Annotated in this window: 15 protein-coding genes and 1 pseudogene; 6 read left to right on the top strand and 10 right to left on the bottom strand. The window is 63.6% G+C overall.

The window, feature by feature from the left end; translation table 11 throughout:
- The coding region (locus WCE35_RS08775) for an acetyl/propionyl/methylcrotonyl-CoA carboxylase subunit alpha (protein ID WP_424592953.1) at positions 1-1,673 on the top strand (1,673 nt) is incomplete at its 5' end.
- Positions 1,674-1,763: 90 nt separating this feature from the next.
- On the opposite strand, the gene WCE35_RS08770 is transcribed toward WCE35_RS08775, so the two are convergent.
- The 8 genes from WCE35_RS08770 to WCE35_RS08735 all read right to left on the bottom strand — a co-directional run bounded on the left by WCE35_RS08770 (position 1,764) and on the right by WCE35_RS08735 (position 11,185).
- Positions 1,764-2,756, bottom strand: a complete 993-nt coding sequence (locus tag WCE35_RS08770; RefSeq protein ID WP_424592952.1) for an ABC transporter ATP-binding protein — start codon at positions 2,754-2,756, stop codon at positions 1,764-1,766.
- A complete protein-coding gene (locus WCE35_RS08765; protein WP_424592951.1) occupies positions 2,753-3,766 on the bottom strand; it encodes an ABC transporter ATP-binding protein in 1,014 nt (337 codons plus the stop codon). The genes WCE35_RS08770 and WCE35_RS08765 overlap by 4 nt, the downstream gene beginning before the upstream one ends.
- Positions 3,766-4,659: an ABC transporter permease gene (locus WCE35_RS08760; protein ID WP_424592950.1), complete on the bottom strand. Its 894-nt coding sequence runs from the start codon at positions 4,657-4,659 to the stop codon at positions 3,766-3,768. The genes WCE35_RS08765 and WCE35_RS08760 overlap by 1 nt, the downstream gene beginning before the upstream one ends.
- A 110-nt stretch (positions 4,660-4,769) precedes the next feature.
- On the bottom strand, positions 4,770-5,717 hold the full coding sequence (locus WCE35_RS08755) for an ABC transporter permease (protein ID WP_424592949.1): 948 nt from the start codon (positions 5,715-5,717) through the stop codon (positions 4,770-4,772).
- A 42-nt stretch (positions 5,718-5,759) separates the two neighbouring features.
- Positions 5,760-7,355 (bottom strand): ABC transporter substrate-binding protein, encoded by a 1,596-nt coding sequence (locus WCE35_RS08750; RefSeq protein ID WP_424592948.1) that lies wholly within the window; start codon positions 7,353-7,355, stop codon positions 5,760-5,762.
- A gap of 149 nt (positions 7,356-7,504) precedes the next feature.
- Entirely contained in the window at positions 7,505-8,392 is an 888-nt protein-coding gene (locus WCE35_RS08745; protein WP_424592947.1) for a TauD/TfdA dioxygenase family protein, read from the bottom strand.
- 71 nt (positions 8,393-8,463) lie between these two features.
- Positions 8,464-10,014, bottom strand: a complete 1,551-nt coding sequence (locus tag WCE35_RS08740) for an AMP-binding protein (protein ID WP_424592946.1) — start codon at positions 10,012-10,014, stop codon at positions 8,464-8,466.
- 16 nt (positions 10,015-10,030) lie between these two features.
- Positions 10,031-11,185 (bottom strand): iron-containing alcohol dehydrogenase, encoded by a 1,155-nt coding sequence (locus WCE35_RS08735; RefSeq protein WP_424592945.1) that lies wholly within the window; start codon positions 11,183-11,185, stop codon positions 10,031-10,033.
- 609 nt (positions 11,186-11,794) lie between these two features.
- Here WCE35_RS08735 and WCE35_RS08730 point away from each other — a divergent pair.
- From WCE35_RS08730 to WCE35_RS08710, 5 genes and pseudogenes are all read left to right on the top strand, one after another.
- The gene (locus tag WCE35_RS08730; protein ID WP_424592944.1) at positions 11,795-12,805 is read left to right on the top strand and encodes a TAXI family TRAP transporter solute-binding subunit; all 1,011 of its coding nucleotides are present in this window, start codon (positions 11,795-11,797) and stop codon (positions 12,803-12,805) included.
- Positions 12,802-13,734, top strand: coding sequence for a hypothetical protein (locus WCE35_RS08725; RefSeq protein WP_424592943.1), 933 nt, complete (start codon positions 12,802-12,804; stop codon positions 13,732-13,734). The genes WCE35_RS08730 and WCE35_RS08725 overlap by 4 nt, the downstream gene beginning before the upstream one ends.
- Before the next feature lie 74 nt (positions 13,735-13,808).
- On the top strand, positions 13,809-14,282 hold the full coding sequence (locus WCE35_RS08720) for a hypothetical protein (RefSeq protein WP_424592954.1): 474 nt from the start codon (positions 13,809-13,811) through the stop codon (positions 14,280-14,282).
- Between the two features lie 54 nt (positions 14,283-14,336).
- A complete protein-coding gene (locus WCE35_RS08715; RefSeq protein ID WP_424592942.1) occupies positions 14,337-16,184 on the top strand; it encodes a hypothetical protein in 1,848 nt (615 codons plus the stop codon).
- 73 nt (positions 16,185-16,257) lie between these two features.
- A pseudogene (locus WCE35_RS08710) lies at positions 16,258-16,356 on the top strand (IS5/IS1182 family transposase); the annotation flags it as partial.
- 17 nt (positions 16,357-16,373) lie between these two features.
- Here WCE35_RS08710 and WCE35_RS08705 read toward each other — a convergent pair.
- Positions 16,374-17,723 carry an MFS transporter gene (locus tag WCE35_RS08705; RefSeq protein WP_424592941.1) on the bottom strand — a complete coding sequence of 450 codons (1,350 nt, stop codon included), beginning with the start codon at positions 17,721-17,723 and terminating at the stop codon, positions 16,374-16,376.
- Positions 17,724-17,818: 95 nt separating this feature from the next.
- Positions 17,819-18,524 (bottom strand): phytanoyl-CoA dioxygenase family protein (locus WCE35_RS08700; protein ID WP_424592940.1); only part of this gene is annotated, 706 nt, incomplete at its 5' end.

Genomic DNA, 18,524 nt, shown 5'->3' with positions numbered 1-18,524 from the left:
GTGTCGAATCGTCCGGCTTTGTCTTCATCGGCCCGCGCGCCGACACCATCCGCCTGATGGGGGACAAGGTGTCCGCCAAGGACGCGATGAAGGCCGCCGGCGTGCCCTGCGTGCCCGGCTATCAGGGCGCGGACCAGCGCGACGCCGTCATGCTCGCGGAAGCCGAGCGGATCGGTTTCCCCGTGATGATCAAGGCCGTCGCCGGCGGCGGCGGGCGCGGCATGCGGCAGGTCTCGGACACCGCGGCGTTCCCGGATGCGCTGCGCAGCGCGCGATCCGAAGCGCAAGGGGCGTTCGGCGACCCAACGGTGATCCTGGAGCGCGCGATACAGGATCCCCGCCACATCGAGATCCAGGTGTTCGGTGACCGCCATGGCAACGCCATCCATCTCGGCGAGCGCGATTGCTCGGTGCAGCGGCGGCACCAGAAGTTGATCGAGGAAGCGCCTTCGCCGAAGGTCACGCCGGAGTTGCGGGCGCGGATGGGCGCGGTCGCGGTCGCCGCGGTGAAATCGATCGGCTATGAGGGCGCCGGCACGCTGGAATTCCTGCTCGATCACAGCGGCGAATTCTATTTCATGGAAATGAATACGCGGCTGCAGGTCGAGCATCCCGTCACCGAGGCGATCACCGGGCTCGATCTGGTCGAGCTGCAGTTGCGCGTCGCCGGCGGCGAGCCGCTCGGGCTCGAGCAGGAGGACATCGAATTTTCCGGCCACGCGATCGAGGTGCGGTTGTGCTCGGAAGATGCCGGCCATGATTTCATGCCGCAGTCCGGCCGGATGGCGCTGTGGCAGACGCCGGACGGCATCCGCGTCGAACACGCGCTGCGATCCGGCGCGGAAATTCCGCCGTTCTATGACTCGATGATCGCGAAAATCATCAGCCGTGGCGCGACCCGCGACGAGGCGCGGGGCCGGCTGATCTGCGCCCTCGAGCAGACCGCGGCATTCGGCGTCACCACCAATCAGGGATTTCTGATCTCATGCCTGCGGCATCCCGCCTTCGCGAAAGGCGAGGCCACCACGGCGTTCATCGGCCGGCATCGCGACGAGCTGTTGCCGCAGGAGACCAACGCAAGCTCCGATGCCGCGCTGGCGGCGTTGTTGCTTTACGTCACCAATCCCCATGCGCCGCCATGGCGGCGCGGACGGTCCCTGGCAGCGACATTCGCCGTTGCCGCGCGTATCGATCCCGGTGATGGGGGCCGTGACGTGGAAATCCTGCGCGAGCGCGACGGCAGCTATGTCGCCAGCACCGCAGACGGCGAGCACCGCTTCGAGATCGATGAGCTTGGCAGCGACACGCTCCGGTTTCGCAGCAATGGCTTGACGGAATCGGCAAAATTCCTGCGCGACGGCGACCGGCTCTTTGTGCTGCATCGGGGCGTCACGCGTTCCGTTCGCGATCTGACGCTCGCCGCCCCGGTGTCGGCGGCCGCCTCCGGCGGCGACGGCAAGGTGCGCGCGGCGATGAGCGGTCGCGTCGTCGCGGTGCTGGTCAAGCAGGGCGAGCGCGTCACAGCCGGCCAGCCGGTGATGACGCTGGAAGCGATGAAGATGGAGCATGTGCATATTGCGGGGATAGCGGGCACGATCGCGGCCATCGACGTTGCCGAAGGCGAGCAGGTGACGACGGGGAAGATCGTGGTCGAGATCGAGGCGGTGACCTAACCACCGTCATTGCGAGGAGCGCAGCGACGAAGCAATCCATTCTTCCTTTACGCGGCGAGATGGATTGCCACGCTTCGCTCGCAATGACGGTTAGCCCTTCCGTCCCGTCCCCTCATTCAGCCAGCACGCCACCTGATGCCCACCGCCCGCTTCCGCGAGCGTCGGCCGCTCGACCTTGCAGCGGTCCATCACATGGCGGCAGCGGGTGTGAAACGCGCATCCCGACGGCGGATTGATCGGGCTCGGCACGTCGCCCTCGATGACAGGTGTCAGGCGCCTGGCCTTGGGATCGGCGACCGGCACCGAAGCCAGCAGCGCCTGGGTGTAGGGATGACGGGGGTTGACGAACAGCTCGGTCTTGTCTGATATCTCGACGATCCGTCCGAGATACATCACGGCGACGCGGTGGCTGATATGCGCGACGACGGCGAGATCGTGGGCGATGAACAGGTATGAGAAGCCGTGCTGGCGCTGCAGGTCGATCAACAGATTGATCACCTGCGCCTGGATCGAGACGTCGAGCGCCGACACCGGCTCGTCGCAGACGATCAGGCGAGGTCCGAGCGAGAGCGCACGCGCGATGCAGATGCGCTGCCTTTGTCCGCCGGAGAACTGGTGCGGATAGTTCTTCATCTGGTCCGGCCTCAAGCCGACCTGCCGGAACAGTTCGGCGACCCGTTGCTGCTTCTTCTCGCCGGACGCCAGCCCATGCACGCTGAGCGGCTCGCCGACGATATCGCCCGCGGTCATGCGCGGGTTGAGGGAAGCGAACGGATCCTGGAACACGATCTGCATCGCGCGCCGGTGCGGACGCATCGCTGCCTTGCTCAGGCCGGTGATTTCCTGCCCGTTGAGCCGGATGCTGCCGCTGGAAGGCTCGACCAGGCGCAGCACGCTGCGCGCGACCGTCGATTTGCCGCAGCCGGATTCGCCGACCAGCCCAAGCGTCTCACCCTTGCCGACCGAGAAGCTTACGCCGTCGACGGCATGCACCGTGCCCACTTGCCGGCGCAGTACGCCGCCGCGCACCGCGTAATGCTTGACGAGGTCGGTGACCTCGAGCAGCGGAGGTGCCTCGGTCATGGCAGCGCCGCCGTTTCCGCCGCGCGCCAGCATGCCGCAAAATGGTTGGCGCCGAAATCCCGCAGCGGCGGATATTCGGAGCGGCAGCGATCGATTGCGAGGCCGCAGCGCGGCGCGAAGGCGCAGCCCGCCGGCAGGTTGGTCAATGACGGCACCATGCCGGGGATTTCGACCAGCCGTGCCTCGTTTTTCGCGCCGAGCGCGATCACGGCCGGCATCGAGGCCATCAGGCCGCGGGTGTAGGGATGCCTCGGGTTTTCGAACAGCGCTTCGACCGATGCTTCCTCGACCTTCCTGCCGGCATACATCACGATCACGCGCTGCGCCGTCTGTGCGACCACGCCAAGATCGTGGGTGATCAGGATCAGCCCGGTGCCGAGTTCCTTCTGCAACTCGACGATCAGGGCCAGGATCTGCGCCTGGATCGTCACGTCCAGCGCGGTGGTCGGTTCGTCCGCGATCAACAGCGCCGGCCGGCACGCCAGCGCCATCGCGATCATGGCGCGCTGGCGCATGCCGCCGGAAAGCTGGTGCGGATATTCCTGCGCCCGCCGCTCCGGCTCGGGGATGCGCACGAGCCGCAGCATCTCGACCGCCTGTGTCCAGGCCTCTTTGCCGCTCATCGTGCGATGCAGGCGGAGCGCCTCGGTGATCTGGTCACCGATCCGCATCACCGGATTGAGCGAGGTCATCGGCTCCTGAAAGATCATCGAGATCCGGTTGCCGCGGATCTCGCGCATCTCGGCCTCGTCGAGGCCGAGCAGATCGGTGCCCTCCAGCACGACGGCGCCACCGACGATCCGGCCCGGCGGATCGGGCACCAGCCGCATGATCGACAGCGCGCTCACGCTCTTGCCGCAGCCGGACTCGCCGACGATCGCCAGCGTCTCGCCGCGGCGGACGGTGAAGGAGACGTCATCGACCGCCTTGAACAGGCCGGAACTGGTGAAGAACACCGTCCGCAGGTTCTTCACGTCGAGAACCGGTTGTTCCGGGAGCACCTCGCTCATCAGCCGCGCTGCCTCGGGTCGAGGATGTCGCGCAGCGCATCGCCGAACAGATTGGTGCCGAACACCGCGAGGCTGATCGCAATACCGGGGAATATCACCAGCCAGGGCGCGGTGCGGACATATTCCGCCGCCGATTCCGACAGCATGCGCCCCCAGGAAGGAAACGGTTCGGGAATGCCGAGGCCGAGGAACGACAGCGAGGCCTCGGTGAGAATGGTGGAGCCGAGCTGCGCGGTCGCCAGCACGATCAGCGGCGCCAGGGTGTTGGGCAGCACGTGGCGCAGGGCGATGCGGGTTTCGCTCATGCCGATCGACTTGGCGGCTTCGACGAACGGCTGCTCGCGCAGCGCCAGCGTATTGGCACGGATCACGCGGGAAACGGTCGGGACCAGCGGGATCGCGATCGCGAGGATCACGTTGGGAAGCGAGGGTCCGAGCGCCGCGGTCATGACCAGCGCCAGCACCAATAGCGGCAGCGCCTGCAGGATGTCGGTAATCCGCTGGAACAGCAGATCGACCCAGCCCGACAGATATCCCGATGTGAGACCGATCACCACGCCGATCGAGCAGCCGAGTGCGGTCGAGCCGACGCCGACGGCAAGCGAGATGCGCGCGCCGTGGATGATCCGGCTCCAGACGTCGCGGCCGAACGAATCCGTGCCCATCCAGTGCAGCGAATCGGGCGTGGCCAGGCGATGCGCGGAATCGACGCTGAACGGACTAAAGCGGCAGATCAGATCGGCCGACGCCGCCACCCAGATGAACATCATCATGATGACGAGGCCGATGGTGCCGAGCATGTAACGCCGCGCGAGATAGGTCAGCCGGCGCCAGCCATGCGTCGAATGGGCGCCGGCGCGTCGTAACTCGCTGTCGTAGTTGATCGTGGCCAAGCTGATATCTCCTAGCCCGTGATGCGTTTGGGTTGATCTCCCGCTCCCCGCTCTTGGCGGGGAGAGGTGACCCAGACGCCGGCACCAATTCGACTCAAAATCATCATGCTTCAGTCCCCGTACCGGATGCGCGGGTCGATCACGGCGTAGAGCATGTCGACGGTGAAGTTGGCGACCACGACGACGACCGCGATCAGCATCACGAGATTCTGCACGATCGGGTAGTCGCGCCAGCGCAGCGCCTCGACCAGAAAGCGGGCGATGCCGGGAATATTGAACACGGTCTCGGTGACGATCAGGCCGCCGATCAGGAACGCCGCCTCGATGCCGATCACGGTGATGACCGGCAGGATGGCGTTCTTCAGCGCGTGACGGTAGTTGACGGAGGCCTCGGAGGCGCCCTTGGCGCGCGCGGTGCGGATGTAATCCTGCCGCAGGATTTCGAGCATCGAGGAGCGCGTGATCCGCATCGTCAGCGCGGCGCTGCGGAAGCCGACCGCCATCGCCGGCACGCAGTAGATCGCGAACGCCTCGGTCCAGGTTTTCGGGTTCGGATTGAAGATCGGCATCGACCCGAACAGCGAGACCGACGCCATCAGGATCAGGAGCCCGAGCCAGAACGAGGGCAGCGACAGCCCGCTGAGGCTGACCACGCGCAAGGCGTAATCGAGCCGCGTGCCCTGGTGGACCGCGCTGATGACGCCCAGGGGAATGCCGATCGAGGCGGAGAACAGCAGCGCCAGGCCGGCCAGCCGCGCGGTGATCGGAATCCGCGGCAGGATTTCATCCAGCGCCGGCTTTTCGGAGACATAGGAATAGCCGAGATCGCCATGCAGCAGCCCGCCGATCCAGCGCAGATATTGCACCACGATCGGCTGGTCTAGGCCGAGCTCCTTTTCCAGATTGGCCTTGTCGGCGGGGTCGACGAAGCCGGCCGCGTCGAACAGGATATCGACGATGTTGCCGGGCACGACGCGCAGCAGCACGAAGATGATGATCGAGATTCCCAGCAGGGTCACGAGCATCAAGGCAAGGCGCCGCACGATATAAGCAAACACCTGGCTGCTCTCCCTGACCCGCCCGCGAAGCCTTCCCGGACGTTACTTGTCCATCCAGACGTCCTCGTAACGATAGCCGTTATAGGAGCTGTTGGACATGACGGTGATGCCCTTGACGTAGGGCTGCCAGCAGGTACCGGTGCGGCCGTGGAAAATAATGGGACGCGCCACGTCTTCCTGCAACTTCTTGTCAATCTCCCAGACCAGCTTCCTGCGCCTGGCGACGTTGGTTTCGGCTGACTGCTCGTCGAACAGTTTCTCGATGTCCTTGTTGCAGTAATTGGTGTAGTTGCGTTCCGAATTGCACGAATAGTTCTCGTAGAAGGACTGATCGGGATCGTCGACCGCATTGCCGGTGAGATTAAGCCCGAGCGCGTAGTCCTTGCGAGCGACTTTCGGAAACCACTGCGCGGTATCGACCACGTCCAGCTCGGCATCGACATAGATGCTCTTGATCTGGTCGATCAGGATGATGGCGGGATCGCGGTAGATCGGAATATTGCGGGTCGAGACCTTGACCTGCAAATGCTTGTCCGGGCCGTAGCCCGCCTTCTGCATCAGCTTGCGCGCCTCTTCCCGATTGGCGTTGATGTCCGGGCCGTAGCCTGGAATCGTCTCCTGCATCTCCCTGGGCATGGCCCATAGGCCTGCCGGCGCGGGCTGCATCGTCCCGCCGACATCCGCCTGTCCCTCGAACATGATCGAGATGAACGCCTTGCGGTCCAGCGCCAGTGCCAGTGCACGGCGGATGTCGGGATTGTCGAACGGCGGCGAGGATGAATTGACGATGATGTTGGTGGAGACGTTGTTCGGCTCGACCACGCACACCGCGTTCGGCGCCTGCGACTTGACGTCCTTGAGCAGCGGAATCGTCACCTCGGTCGGGAACGTCATGTCGAACTTTCCGGAGACAAATCCGAGGATGGCCGTCGAGCGGTTCGGGATGATGGTGAACTCGATGCCGTCGAGATAGGGTCGGCCCTTCTTGAAATAATCCGGGTTGCGGTCGAGCTTGATCGACTCATTGGCCTTGAACTCGACGAACCTGAACGGGCCGGTGCCGACCGGCTTGGTGCGCATGTCGCCGGCCGAGACATGGCAGGGGTAGATCGGCGTATAACCGGAGGCGAGCAGCGACAATAGCGCCGGTTGCGGCCGCTTCAGGCGGAACGCGACCTCGAAATCGCCGTTGGGCGAGACGTCGTTGACCTGATCATACCAGGATTTGCGCGGATTCTGCCGGAACTTCTGCTGCGATTTGCCCATCAGCATGTCAAAGGTGCATTTGACGTCGGCCGACGTAAACGGCTTGCCGTCATGCCATTTGACGCCCTGGCGAAGCTTGAAGGTGAGAGTCGTGTTGTCGCTGCTCCAGGCCCAGCTTTCCGCCAGATCCGGGACGATCGATTCGACGCTGTTTTGTGCGACGCTCTGATTGAACAGGACGAGGTTGTTGTAGATCGGCATGAAGGGCACGTTCAGGGAATAGGTTGCGCCCTCGTGAATCGACGCGCTTCCCGGGCTGTCGCGGTGATAGACCCTGAGAATGCCGCCCTGTTTCGGCTCGCCGGCCTGCGAAACATCATAAGCCGTCAGCACGGCCAATGCCGCGACGGCAACCGTTCGTACGCCCCGCATGGTTCCTCCTCCTGCCCGGTCTCAAAGTGGCCGATTGCCGCCGACGATAGCATGGCAGGGTATCCGGGCAACCGGCGAGGCCTGCGCCGGGATTGGCAATTCGGACTAATCTACCCGCGGCTGGCGTGAGCCGCAGCGGCGTTTAGCCGCTATTCCGCCGCCTGCGGCGACGGCAGGCCCATGGTGGCAACGCCGTCGGCTTCGGTGGCCGAGATCGTGGTGCGGATCATCAGGCGCGCCTCATGCGCCGGCCACGGCCGGCCGCGATGCATGGTCGCGCGATTGTCCCACATCACGACATCGCCCTGCCGCCACTGGTGCAGGTAGCTGGTGCCCGGCGCGGTCGCGGCATCGGTCAATTCGTCGATCAGTTTTTTTCCCGCCGCGGCATCCATGCCTTCGACCGCATAAGCGTGTGAAGCGAGATAGAGCGCGCCGCGGCCGTTGACGGGGTTGCGCCACACCATGCGCCAGCAGACCGGCGGCAGCGCCGCCTGCTCCTCGGGGCTCGCCAGGCCGGGCGCAATCCGGCCGCGCGAATGCGCGTAGTCGTGCCAGGCAAAGCAATTCTCGAGCTTGTTGCGCAGGCCTTGTTCCAGCCGCTCGAAGGCGCGCCGGGTCGAGACATATTCGGTTTCGCCGCCATGCGCCGGGATGATGCGCGCCGAAAGGATCGACGTCAGCGCCGGCACGCGCTTGAACGAGGAGTCGGTGTGCCAAAGCTGGTTGGCCCTGGCGCGCAACGCCTGCCGATGATCTGCCGGCACCGCCTTGCCGTCGGGGCCGATGGTGCTCAGGATCACGAAATGCGATCCCGTCCCCATCGAGCCGACTTTTGTCACCTCCGGCGGGCCGAACCGGCGCGAAAACGCAAGCTGGATGTCGTCGGTCACATGCTGGCCGCGAAATACCAGAACGGAGTGTTCTTCAAAGGCCGCGCGCGTTGCCGCATAGGCGGCATCGTCGGAAGCGACATCCGAAAGCGTCGCGCCACGCACCTCGGCTGCGAATCCCGGACCCAGCGGGATCACGTCCATCGGCAAGCCCTCCCTTAGCTTTTGTCGTCGAATTCTACGGCAAAGTTTTTCGGCCCGCAACGAGCCCGCGCTCACACGATCCGCGAGGTCTTGTTGCCCCAGTAGCGGTCGCGCAACAGCCGCTTGTAGAGCTTTCCGGTCGGAAGCCTGGGCAGCTCCGCCTCGAAATCGATCGAGCGCGGCACCTTCTGGCGCGACAGCGACTGGCTGCAGAACGCAATCAGCTCCGCCGCCAGATCGGGTCCCGGCGAAACGCCGGGCATCGGCTGCACCACGGCCTTCACCTCTTCGCCGAGATCGGCATTGGGCACGCCGAACACCGCGGCATCCGCGATCTTGGGATGGGTGATCAGCAAATTCTCGCATTCCTGCGGATAGATGTTCACCCCGCCCGAGATGATCATGAAGGTCGCGCGATCGGTCAGATACAGGAAACCGTCCTTGTCGACGTAACCGACATCGCCGACCGTGCTCATGCTGCCATCGGGCGAGCGCGCCTCCCTGGTCCGGTTCGGATCGTTGAAATACTCAAACGGCGTCGCGGTCTTGAACCACACGGTGCCGGGCGTGCCCACCGGGCAGGGCTGCATGTTCTCGTCGAGAATGTGGAGCTCGCCGAGCAGCACCTTCCCGACGGTGCCGCGATGGGCCAGCCATTCCTCGCTGTCGCAGGCGGTGAAGCCGAGCCCTTCGGTGGCGCCGTAATATTCGTGGATGATCGGCCCCCACCATTTGATCATGTCGTCCTTCACGGCTGCCGGACACGGCGCCGCGGCGTGGATTGCGATCTCCAGCGACGACAGATCGTAGCGCGTCCGCACCTCCCGCGGCAGCTTCAGCATGCGCGAGAACATCGTCGGCACCAGCTGGGTGTGGGTGACGCCCCATTTCGGGATCAGCTCGAGGTAACGCTCGGGGTCGAAACTCTCCATGATGATGGCGGTGCCGCCGTTGCGGATGGTGAGGTTGACGGCAGCCTGCGGCGCCGAATGATAGAGCGGGGCGGGCGACAGGTAGATCATGCCCTCGCGGTAGTGCCAGAGTTTCTGCAGGAAATCGAACAGCGGCAATTGTTGCGCGGCCGGCTGTTCCGGCAGCGGCCGCACGATTCCCTTCGGCCGGCCGGTGGTTCCCGACGAATAGAGCATCGCGGTGCCGACCGTCTCGTCCGGGATCGGCGTCTTCGGCAGGCCCGAAATCGCCTGCCGCAGGCCAACGATACGGTCGCTTTCGCCGTCGCCGTCCGCGACGATGCAGAGCTCGATCCTGGGGCATTGCTTCAGCGCCTCGCGCGCCACGTCGAGCCTGGCCTTCGAGGTGATGAGAATGCGGGATTCGCTGTTGGTGAGGATGTAGGCGAGCTCGCTTGCCGTCAGGTATGAATTGACGCAGGTAAAATACAGGCCGGAGCGCTCGCCGGCGCCGCAGGCCTCGAGGTAGCGGCTGTTGTTCTCCATGAAGATCGCATAGTGATCGAGCCGCCTCAAACCATGATTGCGAAACAGATGCGCCAGCCGGTTGCTGCGCGCCTCCAGCTCGGCATAGGTGACCGCCTCGCCGGAGCCCGCCATGATGAAGGCGGGCTGCAGCGGGCGAAGACGCGCATGCTTGCCGGTATACATCGGACGTCCAATCCCCTCAGGCGGCCAAAACAAGAATCTCGCGGACCTGCGCCGGACCGTCGATCTTGCGCGGATTGCGCGGCACCCATGGCGTTTTCATCGCCTGCTCCGCGATCCGGTCGAAATGTTCGGGGCCGACCCGTACATCCCGCAGGCTGCGCGGCATGCCGAGGCCGCGGATGAAGGCGTCCAGCACATCGCCGGCATCCTTGCCGGGATGGCCCATCGCCGCCGAGACCAGTGCCTGCCGCTCCGCATTGTCCGGTTTATTCCAGCGCATCACAAACGGCAGCATCACGCAGGACGTGTAGCCGTGCGGCACGTCGAACTCGGCGCCGAGCACATAACCGATGCCGTGGCTCGCGCCCATCGGCACGCCGGAAACCAGCGCGCCCATCGAGAGCCAGGTGCCGATCTGGCAATCCATCCGGGCGTCGAGATCATTGGCGTCGGCCTTCACCCGCGGCAACGCCTGCGCCAGCATTGAGAGACCTTTCAGCGCCTGGGCGTCGCCATAGGGATGGGCCTCGCGCGAACAGATGCCCTCGACGCAATGATCGACGGCGCGGATGCCGGTCGACAGCCACAGCCATTCCGGCGTGTGCGCGCCAAGCGCGGGATCAAGGATCGCGGCGCGTGGCATCACCAGCGGATGGTGCAGCAGCTCCTTGACCCGGGTCTTCTCGTTGGTGACGCCGGCAAGGGCGCTGAACTCGCCGCCGGCAATCGTGGTCGGCACGCTGATCTGGCGCACGGCCGGCGCGGCCATCGGCGGCAGCGCGCCATTAACGGCGCGCAGCCTGTCGATGTCGTCGACGCTGCGGATGTCGTTGGCGAGGCAAAGCTGCACCGCCTTGGCGCCGTCGGTGATCGAGCCGCCACCGACGGTGACGATGAGATCGGCTTTGGCGGCCCGCGCCTGCTCGCTGGCGGCAATCACGGCCGCGCGCGGCGTATGCGGCGGCATCGCATCGAAGGTGGCGACGCAGCGCGGCCCCAGCGCGCGGCGGATGTTCTCGATCTCGTCGGTTTCGCGGTTCAGCGTGCCGCTGACCATCAGGAACGCGCGGCTGGCGCCAAGGCGGTCGATCTGCTCGATGATTGCCTCACGCGCCGGGCGTCCGAACACGACCTCCTCCATGGCGCCGAATACCACACGTCCCTTGTGCACGCCTTGTCCTCCCCGGAGATTCTGGCTTTGCTGGCAGCCCTGAAGGCAGGTTAGCGGAGGAAATTCAGCACGTCATGCCCGAAGATGATCTCGGTGGTGAAAGCCGGATCGGTCGCAAACTCGCCACCGGGACAAATCGATGGCGCCTGGTAGCGACTACGTCAAACATTTTTGGGAGGTCTCCATGGCCCGTCACACCGGGCACATGGCCAGGCCCGAACAACCCGCCTCTTGTTGCTGTTGCGTCCATAATCAAACCTGGATCGACCGGACAGGTGAGCAACGCTCCGCTGTTTTCGTCGCGCCAGCCTTTGACGAAAAATCAATTCCTTGCTTGGGCAAGCGTCGTGGGCTCCTCCATGGCCGCAAGAATTTCCGGGGAGCGCCGCTTGCGACACAATGGCGCACACAAGCCTTTTCGATTCTCACCTTTCAATAGCCGCAATCGAAATTCAAGTTATGCCTGTTAAATAAGGGTTTTTAGCAACGAACAGTTGTCATTTGCCATTGACCGACGTTCGGCGGGAAATGGAAATTTGATCGGCGGTCGCTGAGATCGTTCGCAGTGATCGCTCATCCGAAGGACGATTTTGGCTGGGTGGTGTAACGATGAAATTCTTTTCAAGATCGATGACCTTGTTGTTGGTCTCGTTTGCCCTGTGCGGCTCAAGTGCCGCGCAATCCCCTCGAACCCCCAATGCGCCGGCCCTGTCGGGCGAGGCGCAGATTCGAAACCGGCTAAATGCCTGGGCGCTAGGGCTGGCCGGCGGTCTGCTGGAGGGTGCACCCATCCATTTCGCCACCGAGATTGCGCGGGTCGTGAACGATGGCGGGACCATGCACGTTCTTCCGATCGTAACCCGCGGTCCCACCGAAAACGTGAATGACCTGCTCTATCTCAAGGGGGTCGATGCGGCGATCATCAACAGTGACTCACTTGATGAGTACAAGTCGCAGGTCCCCCAAATCCAGCAGCGCATCACTTACGTAATGAGTTTGTTTCCCTCCGAACTTCACATCTTCGTCCGGCCGGAGATTCGATCGCTTTCGCAACTGGCAGGCAGGAAAGTCAACTTCAACACGCAAGGTACCGCCGCCGCCTATTCCGGTCCCCTGATTTTCAGCCGCCTCGGCATCGCCGTCGACAAGATGTTTATCCCGCACCCGGTTGCCCTGGAGCAACTGAGGCGTGGAGAGATCGCTGCCGTCGTCTTCGTGACTTCGAAGCCGGTCGACGCGTTCGTTAAGGGAAAATGGGACGAAGGTTTCAAATTCCTGCCGGTTGAACATGGCCCGAAATTCGAAGACTACTATCTCCCCGCGTATCTTGAGTCGACGGATTACCCCAACATTATCGCCAAGGGCGAGCGGGTCGCCACCATCGCGGTTCCCACGATTCTTGCATCGTACAACTGGCAGCCGGGCACGGCGCGCTATACCCGGGTGGCGCGGTTTGTTGATGAGCTCTTCAGCCGGGTCGACAAACTGCAGTCGCCTGGCTTTGACGCAAAATGGAAGGACGTCAGTCTGAGGGCACGAGTCCCTGGCCTGGAACGTTTTCGGGCCGCTCAGGAGTGGCTTGATCGCGCGAGCCCCGCCAAACAGACCAGGAATCCATGATGCGGGGACCGCTGATCGCCATCACACTCTGCTGTGTCAGCACCGCTGTGTGCGCGCAATCCGCGAACGGGACGGTCGAAGGCCTGGAATCATGCTTCAGGATGGCGCGCAGCGCAGATTTGACATGTTCGAGCTCCGCGAACGATGCGGCTCAGCGGCTGGATTGCCTTCGCAAGGCGCGCCGCGCGCAGCTCGAATGCCTGGAGCACGTTCCGCCAGAAGCATCCGCCGGATCTGTTCGGCGACAAATGTCCGCTGGAAAAGTTCGTCCGGATTTGCCCACAGCTACCGTCTCGCCAGAATTGGCCGCTCGATCAGGTTCGTCGGAACCCGATGCAAGTGTCGCCGCGGGCGCGACCATCAGTGGACCGGGAAAGCTTTCGGCAACAATTGCATCAGAAAAGCCCGTTGCGGCGGTTTCACCAGACCTGGCTGCGAGAACCGCCGATAGCCCGTCAAGGCCACAGGACACAAACTGGGTCGTCAGTGAAACGACGTCGCCGGTGGATTACTCCCCGCTCGTCATGGCGATGGTCCGCTCGCCGTCCAAAGCAAAGGATGCGCCGAAGACCCTTGCCATTCGATGCCGTGGACAGCGCACTGAACTCGAGGTTCGTACCGAGGGAACATGGCGCGAGTCGCGTGCCGGCGAAATTCAGGTCACCTATCAAATCAACGACCAACCGATCGTCAGGCTACCCTGGACCCTGTCTGCGGATGGAAATGCCGCGAGTTACAGGAACGATGCTGCTGAGCTTTTGCAGTCGCTTCCGGAAGGCGCACGACTGAGAATCGATGTGCTCGACGGAACGAATCGACGCAACGAGGCAACGTTCCAGCTCGCCGGATGGGGAGCGGTCCGGGAAAAACTGGCGGCCGCATGCAAATGGATGCCGATGGCAGGCAAGTTGTCATCGGGGCAGCGCTAGGGAGGATGGCAGACGCGGGCGGATGTCATACTGCTTCAATTTTCAATGATCGTATTTTGGGAGGAGTCTTAAAAATGCGCAGATGGGTTCTTCAGGCGATTGTGGCATTTGCCGCCTCGGTGCCACTTTTCTCGGCCGCGCTGGCGGACAACGCGAAGGCGCACCGTTCGACAAAACCCCATCGTCTGGCCATTCAGGTCGATCAGAATGATCCGGCGATCATGAATCTCGCGCTGAACAACGCCGCGAATGTCATCGAGTATTATCGCGCGAAGGGCGAGGACGTGAGCGTGGATGTCGTCACCTATGGCCCCGGCCTGCATATGCTGCGTGCCGATACGTCGCCGGTCCAGGACCGCATCAAGAGTTTGAAGGATATGGCCTTTCCGAGCAAGATTCGGTTTTCCGCGTGCAACAATACAAGGGAAAACATGGCGAAGAAAGAAGGCCACCCGATCGATGTGCTGTCGGAGGCCGTCGTCGTTCCGTCGGGCGTGGTCCGCTTGATGGAGCTGCAGGAGAAGGGCTGGAGCTATGTGCGGCCGTGAACGGACGTGCCAACAGGAGGCGTCATGCGGAAGAGATGGGTGATACTATTCTGTATGTTGTCGCTCGGTTCTGCGGCGACGTCGGATGCAGCGCCGCTGGATTCGCCGGACATCGTGTATATCGACGGAGTGCCGTGTAACAGCCCTTGCCAGTCCTATATGGCCTGGTCCCGTCAAAGGTCGTCAATGCACGGTTCGGCAAAGGCTGCCGCCCGCCGTGTGACAGCGATGGACGGAAAGAGATCGAAAGCCGCCGTGAACCCCGCTGACAGCGCCACGGGCGATACCCATTCGACCGGCGCAAACATTCCCGATACGCGTCCCACAGGCGGTGCCGCCGCCAATTCCAGATCAATACGGGAGCCGGTCGCGGCCGCAACGGCGGTCACGGAGCAGCCGACAGCCGCAACGATGGTCCCGGCGCCAAGGCAGAAAGCGAGCAAAACCGGCCATTCCGATCGCACGGAGAAGGTGCAGCCGGGCGAGGGCAAAATGACCGGCGCTGCGTCGCAAAACGATGCCGACCATCTGTTTGTCCTTCTGGCGGTTCAACCGGAAATCAAGTCGGTGTCTGATCTGGCCGGCAGGAACATTGCGATCGATGACAGGCAATCTCAGTCCAGCGACAGCGCGCGGCGCGCGCTCGCGGCAGCGGGAGCGGCCGACGTCCAACTGAGCGGCGGTCAAACGAAGGCGCTCATTCGGTTGATCCGTGGAGAAGTGCCGGCTGCAGTTCTGACTTTGGCGTATCCGGAATGGGCAGAGTGGTTTCCGGAAATCGCGGGCTTCAAGGTTCTTCGATTCCCGCTCGCGCCGCGTTCATCGAAGCCGGCGCAGGAGACCGCGGGCAACGCCGCTGACGGATCCAATGCCGAAACGATATATGAGCAGGTCGAGGCTGCAAAAGCGTTCGCGGAGCGGATAACGGCCGCCGCGGCCGTACTGGCACCAATCCAGACGGCGGGCCGTTCCAGTCGCCCGGAAAGCGGGTTGCCGGGCAATATTGACCGTCCGTTTGCCCTTCTCATGGCTCGCCCGGAAATCAAATCGCTGTCCAATCTAGCCAGTAAGGCCATCGCGTTTGACAGCCGGCAATTTGCGTCCGACGATAATTTGCGGGCCGCGATCGTGGCAGCGGGGGCGTCGGAAGTTGTGCTGATCGACAGCCAGGCGAAGGCGATCGACCGGCTGATCGGCGGCGAAGTGCCGGCCGCAGTTTTGACTTTGGTGTCTCAGGAAGCGGCGGAATGGTTTCCCGAAATCGCGGGTTTCAAGGTGTTTCGAATTCCGCTCGCGCCGGTTTCATTGAAAGCAAGACAGGAGTCCGGGGGTAACGCCACTGTCGGTTCCCACGCCGCACGAGCCAACATTGGGGACAAATATCCCGGAGGCGATGTTGCCAATTCCAGGACCAGAACGCTACGGGAGCAGATCGCGGCCGCAACGGGGGTTGCCGAGCAGGTGACGGCCTCCACGGCGGTCTCGGCGAAAGATCAGCAAGCGAGTAGTGCCGGCCGTTCGGTTCGCGCGGAAACCGCGCAGCCCGATGATGCCGGAAAGGTGGCGCCTGCCTCCAACAAAACGGAACGTCTGGTCGCGCTTGTGATGGCTCGGCTGGAAATCAAGGCGGTATCCGATCTGGCCGGCAGGATTGTTGCGATCGATGACAGGCAATCGGCATCAAATAGCAGTATAGAGGCCGCGATCGTGGCGGCGGGAGCGACCAGCGTCCAACTGAGCGAGGGTAGAGCAAACGCGATCGACCGGGTGATCGGCGGAGAAGTGCCGGCTGCGGTTCTGACTTTGGTGTCTCCGGACGCGGCGGAGTGGTTTCCTGAAATCGCAGGCTTCAGAGTTTTTCGCCTCCCGCTCGCGCCCCGTTCATTGAAGGCACGTCTCTAAGTGTCGGTCCGAGGAGTTCTTGAATCATATGAATCATCTGCGATTCAAGGGTGGTGGCCTGATTCGGGGAGGGGTCGCCGATGATTGGGAGAATCTCAATCGAAAGGCGCTCGCGTTCCTGCGGCTCGCCTCAATCCGCCTCATGCTCAGAAAACCCTGCAACCCGGCCTGAAGTTTCCGGACGGACACTCAGGCTTGCTGTGGCACGGCTGCCGCGTTCAACGCGCCGTCAGTGGTGTTGTCGACCCTGATGTTCTCCGTATAGGTCTCGGGACCGCACCAGACGGCGATGGCGGTGAGGATCGAAAGCAGCGCCGCATAGCAGGCGACCGGCCACCACGTTCCGGCCCATGCCACCAGCGCCGTGGCGATGAACGGCGCCGGACCTCCGGCCAGAATCGAGCCCAGTTCGCGCGCGAAGGCAAAGCCGGCGAAGCGGCGCTGCGGTGGAAACAGCTCGGCGAAATAGGCCGCCTGCGGCCCGAACATCGCCGCCGTCACCACCGCGCGTGCCAGGATGAAGGCAGCCGCGATCCAGATCCATTCCCTGGTTCCCACCATCCAGAAGAATGGAAACGCCAGCGCGACGCCGGCCAGCGCCCCGAACATATAGACCGGCCGCCGGCCGACCCGATCGGACAGCGCGGCGAAGCCGGGGATGGCGAACAGTTCGACGACGAAGGCCAGCATCAGCGCGCTCAGCGCCTCGGACCGCGGCACGCCCAGCGTCGTGATCACATAGCTCAGGCCGAACACCGGGAAGAAATAGCCAAGACCGTTCTCAGCCAGCCGTGCGCCAAGCACCACCATGAAGTTGCGCGGATGCCGGCGCAGCGCTTCCATCGCCGGATTGCGTTCGATCTTGCCGCGCGCCACCACGGCTTCCGTGAACACCGGCGTTTCGGTGATGCGCAGACGGACGTAGATGCCGACCAGAATCAGCAGGAAGCTCGCCAGGAAGGGCAGGCGCCAGCCCCACGACATCAGGTCTTCGCGCGGCAGCAGCGTCACCAGTGCGAAGGCGCCGGCCGCGAGCAGATTGCCGACCGACACGCCGAGCGGGGCGAACCCGCCCCAGAAGCCGCGATGACGTGCCGGCGCGTTTTCCACCAGGAAGATCACCGCGCCGCCATATTCAGCGCCGGCCCCTAACCCCTGCACCACCCGCATGGCGACCAGCAGCACCGGCGCCCAATAACCGATCTGCGCATAGGTCGGCAGCAGGCCGATCGCGGTGGTGCCGATGCCGATCATCAGCAGCGTCGCCACCAAAACCGGCTTGCGGCCGTAGCGATCGCCCATGATGCCAAACAGGATGCCGCCGAGCGGCCGCACCACGAAGCCGACGCCGAAGGTGAGGAACGACAGCAGCGTGCCGACCACCGGGTCGCTTTTCGGAAAGAACAGATCGCCGAACACCAGCGCGGCGGCGGTGCCGTACAGGAAGAAGTCGTACCATTCGAGCGCGGACCCGACGCTGGCCGCGAGGATCACACGCAAGCGCGAACGCCAGTTACTATCGGCTGTCATCTCCGTCATGGTTTCCCCCGTTGGCTTTTTTGTCGTTTGATTTGATTATCGTCGTTCGTCGTCAGAACTGCGCGCCCGCCTGTGACGCGGGCGCATTCGCACGATCACGCCGCGCGGGTAAAATAGGATTTCTTTGCCGCCGACTGCGTTTCGTAGATCGATCCCTGCCGCTTGGCGGGCGGCAGCGGCATGCGGACCGGAACATCGGTCATCCGCGGCGCCACCACGACATCGCCGGACACCAGGCGGCTGTTGAACTCGTCGAAATCCTTGACCCCCATCAGTGGCCAGGCATCGCTTGCCGCGACCTCGTACAGCAGCAGGTTGCGCGGCCGCTCGGAGGTGTTCATGGCCGATCCGTGCAGCGCCCGGACGTGATGGAACGACATGCTGCCGGCGCGGCCGATGCAAGGCACGGCGCGCTCGATCTCGCCCTTGATGGTGTCGGGATCGATCAGTCCGGCGAAGCAGCCGTCATCGCCATGGTGATCCCAGACCACGCCGGTATGGGTGCCGGGCGTCACCAGCATCGGCCCGTTGGAGAGGTCGCAATCGTCGAGCAACACGCCGATCGCGAGAATATCGTCATTGGTGTGCGGGTAGAACGCCCAGTCCTGATGCCATTCCACCGGCGATCCATAATGCGCCGACTTCATGTTGAGCTTGGAGCCGTGCAGCCTCAGGCCCGGACCAATCAGTTTCTTCAGGATGTCGATGACTGCCGGGCCGCGCACGATGTCGTTGAACAGCGCATCGACCTTGTGCGGGGTCTTGATGCGGCGGACGCGCGGGCTTTCGGCGGTATGGCCG

This window comes from Bradyrhizobium sp. (assembly GCF_049691595.1).
GTDB lineage: Bacteria > Pseudomonadota > Alphaproteobacteria > Rhizobiales > Xanthobacteraceae > Bradyrhizobium.
This window is presented reverse-complemented; position numbering and strand designations above follow the sequence as displayed.